At 59.7% G+C, this 4,438-nt stretch carries 5 protein-coding genes and 1 tRNA gene; all 6 read right to left on the bottom strand.

The genetic code is table 11. The annotated features are described in order from the left end of the window. Positions 1-1,029: branched-chain amino acid ABC transporter permease (locus ABYW26_RS11155; RefSeq protein WP_372604946.1), on the bottom strand; the 1,029-nt coding region annotated here is incomplete at its 3' end. Beyond that, positions 1,029-1,892 carry a branched-chain amino acid ABC transporter permease gene (locus tag ABYW26_RS11150; RefSeq protein ID WP_372604944.1) on the bottom strand — a complete coding sequence of 288 codons (864 nt, stop codon included), beginning with the start codon at positions 1,890-1,892 and terminating at the stop codon, positions 1,029-1,031. The genes ABYW26_RS11155 and ABYW26_RS11150, both read right to left, overlap by 1 nt. Before the next feature lie 3 nt (positions 1,893-1,895). Beyond that, complete coding sequence (locus tag ABYW26_RS11145) at positions 1,896-2,600, bottom strand: ABC transporter ATP-binding protein (RefSeq protein WP_372604943.1); 705 nt, start codon at positions 2,598-2,600, stop codon at positions 1,896-1,898. Then, on the bottom strand, positions 2,597-3,313 hold the full coding sequence (locus tag ABYW26_RS11140; RefSeq protein ID WP_372604942.1) for an ABC transporter ATP-binding protein: 717 nt from the start codon (positions 3,311-3,313) through the stop codon (positions 2,597-2,599). Before ABYW26_RS11140 ends, ABYW26_RS11145 begins: the two co-directional genes overlap by 4 nt. Before the next feature lie 60 nt (positions 3,314-3,373). Then, positions 3,374-4,396, bottom strand: coding sequence for an ABC transporter substrate-binding protein (locus ABYW26_RS11135; RefSeq protein WP_372604947.1), 1,023 nt, complete (start codon positions 4,394-4,396; stop codon positions 3,374-3,376). Further along, a tRNA-Gln gene (locus ABYW26_RS11130) sits at positions 4,354-4,428 on the bottom strand. The genes ABYW26_RS11135 and ABYW26_RS11130 overlap by 43 nt, the downstream gene beginning before the upstream one ends. Positions 4,429-4,438: the final 10 nt, after the last annotated feature.

Here is a 4,438-nt window from a genome sequence, read left to right as displayed (position 1 = left end):
TGATCGGCGTGTCGATCGGCCTCGGATCGTACGGCCCCCGCGGGACGATCCGACCGGGAAGATCGAGAAGTCCCATTTGCTGACCAGCAATCCCCACAGGCCTTTCGGTGCTGTCAGCATGATCCCAATGGCGAGCGCCCCAAGGATCATCAGGTAGATCGCGCCCAAATCCGCAAGAAATTCGCGCAGCAGAAAATATAGCAGCGTCCCAAGGATCGGGCCTTCGATCGTTCCGATGCCTCCGATCACGACGATGAAGATCACGAACACCGTCCAGTCATTGACGCTGAACGCGGCGTCCGGGGAAATCCGCAACTTGGTCACAAAGATCAGCGCGCCGATCATCGAGGTCACACCGGCGGCGGCAACATAGACCAGCAGCTTGATCTTGCCGATCTTGACCCCAAGGCTGGACGAGGCAACTTCATTATCGCGAATAGCCGTCAGGGCCAGACCCACACGCGACCGCAACAGCAGATAGACCAGCAGGATCGCCCCGACACACAGACTGAAGGCCGAAAAATAGATCAGCATCTCGCGCTCGGCCTTGTTGCCCAGATCGCGCATGACGCTGACCGGGATCGACAAGCCCGAACCGCCGCCGACCGAGGACATCTGAGCCGACGCCAGCCGGAACACCTCGGCGACGACCCATGTGCCGATGGCGAAATACGGCCCCTTGAGACGGAACACCAGATAGGCAACGGGAACAGACACCGCCGCGCCGATTACCCCCGCCAGTGGGATCGTGTAGAGCGGATTGAGCCCGGCAAATAGCACCAGCGAAAACATCAGATACCCGCCAAGCCCGACATAGGCGTGCTGCCCTACCGAGATCAGACCGGCATACCCCGCCAAAAGGTTCCACATGCTGGCCAGCGCCATATAGAACAGAACCTCGGTGATCAGCCGCAGATCGGCCGAGCTTGCCCACCACGGCGCCGCAGCAATGACCGCCAGAATGGCGATTGCGATGATTGCGGAAATCCGGCTGGTCGGCGTCGAACGGGAAATGGTTGCTTGCGTCATCAGTCGATCCTCGGAAACAGGCCGCGCGGTTTGACGGCAAGAATGACAAGAAAGGCAACGTGGCCAGCCAGCAGTTGCCAGCCCGGATCAATCTGCGCGCCAACACCCTGCGCGACGCCCAGAATGATGCCACCGATCAAAGTGCCCCACAGGTTGCCCAGCCCGCCGATGATCACGGCCTCAAACCCGAAAATCAGGCGGCTTGGGCCCATGAACGGGTCAAAGTTCGCCCGAATGGCAAGGAAAACGCCGGCCACCGCGACCACGGCCATCGACAAGGCCATGGCCCAGGCAAAGACCTTGCGGTTGTCCAGCCCCATGATCTGGGCGATTTCCCCATCGTCCGACGTCGCGCGGAAAGCGCGGCCCATCGAGGTTTTGTAGAACAGGTATTGCAGCCCGGCGATAATGCCGACAGCGGCGGCAAAGGTTAGCAGCGGCAGATAGCCGACATCGACACCCGGCAGAACACCAAGGCTTTCGGTCTCAAGAACCCCCGCATTCAATTTGCGGCTGTCTGCCGAAAAGAAGGTCAGCAGCGCGTTTTGCAGGATGATCGACATGCCGAAGGTGACGATCAGCGGCGGCAGGATATCGTCGCCCAGCACACGGTTCAAAAGCCCCAGTTGCACCACATAGCCAATCGCCGCCATGACCGGCACCACAAGGGCCAGCGTCAACAACGGATGTATGCCAAGGGTCTGGATAACCAGCAAAGCCAGATAGGCAGCGCCGACGATGAAATCGCCATGCGCGATATTCACCAGACGCATCACGCCGAAAATCAGTGAAAGGCCGGCAGCGAACAACGCATACAGCCCGCCAATCAGCACGCCCTGAACGATAACATTGATCCATTCCATGTGTCAGGTTCCGAAATAGGCGGCCGAAATCTGCTCGTGCGTGAACGCATCAGAGTGGCCGGAAAGTGAGATTTTGCCCTCGAGCATGCAGACCAGATGATCGCAGACCCGCATTGCGCGGGTGACGTCCTGCTCGACCAGAATGGTCGCCATGCCTTCGCCCAGGATTCTGGGCAACAGCTCGTAAATGTCTTTGATGACCACCGGCGCAAGACCCAGGCTCAGCTCATCCAACAGCAACAATTCGGGGTTGGACATCAATGCGCGGCCGATGGCCACCATCTGTTGCTGCCCCCCCGACAGGCTGGTCGCAGGATAGCCACGGCGCTCTTGCAGGATGGGGAACACCTCGTAAACCTTTTTCAGGGTCCACGGGCCGGGGCGCCCGACATATCCCCCCAAAATTAGGTTTTCCTCGACCGTCAGCGACCGAAACAGCCGCCGCCCTTCGGGCACCATTGCAACGCCGCGCTCGGTGATCCGTGCGGGCGCCAAGCCCTTGGTGTCGTGCCCATTCAGCCATATCGACCCCGAGCGCGGCTGAACCATACCGCAGATCGCCTTGAACAAGGTCGACTTGCCGGCACCGTTCGAACCAATCAGCGACAACAGCTCGCCCTGCTCGACCTTCAGGGAAATCCCCTGAATCGCCTGAGCGTTCCCGTAAAAGACTTCCAATTCGTCAATCTGAAGAAGCGCCTTGCTCATGCCGCGTCCTCTCCCATGTAGATTGAGCGGACCTCAGAGGACTTCATCACCGTTTCCGGGTCGCCATCGGTGACCTTGCGCCCGAAGTCGACGACAACCAGCCGTTTCGCAACGGACATCAGCGCGTGGACGACGTGCTCGATCCAGATGATGGTGACGCCGGTGTCATGCACATCGCGGATCGTCTGCAAAAGCGAGACACACTCGCTGTCGGTCAAACCGCCGGCGATCTCATCCAGAAGCAAAAGCTTGGGATCTGCGGCAAGGGCGCGGGCCATCTCAAGCCGCTTTCGGTCCAGCAGGGTCAAAGACCCGGCCAATTGGTTGGCCTTGGGCCCCATGCCGGTTTTATCCATGATATCCAGCGCCAGCTTTCGCGGGTCGAACCTGGATCGGCCAAATGTGGCGCCGACAAGGATGTTTTCATAAACCGTCATGCCAACGAACGGATGCGGCACCTGAAAGCTGCGCGCGATACCCAATTGGCAGCGCTGCGAAGCATCCATATGCGTCACTTGTTCGCCATCAAACCAGACTTCTCCGTGGTCGGGTTTGACCGTGCCGGTGATCTGGTTGAACAGCGTCGTCTTTCCCGCACCGTTCGGGCCAAGGATACCTACAAGGTCCCCTTCCTCGACGGTCATGGAAAAGTTTTGGGTAACTGCCAAAGCCCCATAGGACTTCTGCAGATCCTGAAGATCGAGCAGACTCATCGCGCGTCTCGCGGGCAGCATCGCGCCGCCCGCGTCCCTGTTGAAGGTTTCTGTCGGCCGTTAGCCGATCAGCTTCATCTCGCCGCCAAGCGGAATGTTCGGCGCCTCTTTGTTGCTGGTCACGACCAGTTCAGGCGCGCCGCTGTCCAGCTGCCACTGACCTGCCACCAGCGGCGTGCGAACAACGTTCTTAACCGGGTTCCGGTCGCTGCCATTCCAGGCGATGTTGCCGACAACCGTGTCAAGATTGGTTGCCGCAAGAGCGTCGGTGTTGGCATAAGGATCGTCCAGCGCCTCGGAACGCCGTGCCACATCCGCAGCCACTTCGAACAGCGCATGCACAAAGCCCAAAGGTTGCGTCCACGGGCGGCCCGCGGCCTTGGTATAGCCCTCGGCCAATTGCGCCGCGCTTTCGCCGGTCAGTGACGAGCTGAACGGGTGGCTGGGGGTCCACCAGATTTCCGAGGTCAGGCCATCGCCACGCTCGCCCAGCGATTCAATCACCGAGGGGAACAGCAGCGCCTTGCCGATGGTCACGACCTTGGGGTTGAAGTTCTGCTGCGCGGCCTGGCTCCAGAACGTCGCAAAGTCAGGCGGGATCATGTTGCCCGTGACGATCTCGCATCCGGCATTTTTGAACGCGGCGATCTGGCTTGAGAAATCGTTATTCATGACCTGATAGCGGCCCGGATCGATGACGTTATAGCCCCGCGCGGCCAGCGGCTTGGGCAGGCCCAGTTCCGGATCGCCCCAGGCGTTGCCATCCGCATCGTTGGGGAAAAGACCTGCAATGTTCTTGGATTGAACGCCGCTGTCGTCCCACATGTTAAGGAAGTTGGTGATAACGTCCTCAAGACCCCAGAAGAAGTGGTAAGTGAAGCCAAAGCCTTCGGCCGGGTTCCCGTTGCGGCCAAAGAAATAAGGTTGCCACGGCGCGACGGTGGTCACGCAGGGGATTTCATTCAGTTCGCACTGGTCGGCAACCGGGTTGGTCGTGTCCGGCGCGCCGGATGCAACAATCAGATTGGCGATCGAGAGAATGGCTGGGGTGGTAGGATTCGAACCTACGATACACGGTACCAAAAACCGATGCCTTACCACTTGGCTACACCCCAACAGTGGCGC

It is taken from the genome of Actibacterium sp. (genome assembly GCF_041584535.1).
GTDB lineage: Bacteria > Pseudomonadota > Alphaproteobacteria > Rhodobacterales > Rhodobacteraceae > Actibacterium_D.
Note: the sequence above shows the minus strand (reverse complement) of the source record. Positions and strands in the feature narration are given on the sequence as shown.

Bases quoted from the DNA above. Each gene is read 5' to 3' on its own strand.
- ABYW26_RS11150 (WP_372604944.1), bottom strand. From the start codon at position 1,892: ATGGAATGGATCAATGTTATCGTTCAGGGCGTGCTGATTGGCGGGCTG.
- ABYW26_RS11145 (WP_372604943.1), bottom strand. From the start codon at position 2,600: ATGAGCAAGGCGCTTCTTCAGATTGACGAATTGGAAGTCTTTTACGGG.
- ABYW26_RS11140 (WP_372604942.1), bottom strand. From the start codon at position 3,313: ATGAGTCTGCTCGATCTTCAGGATCTGCAGAAGTCCTATGGGGCTTTG.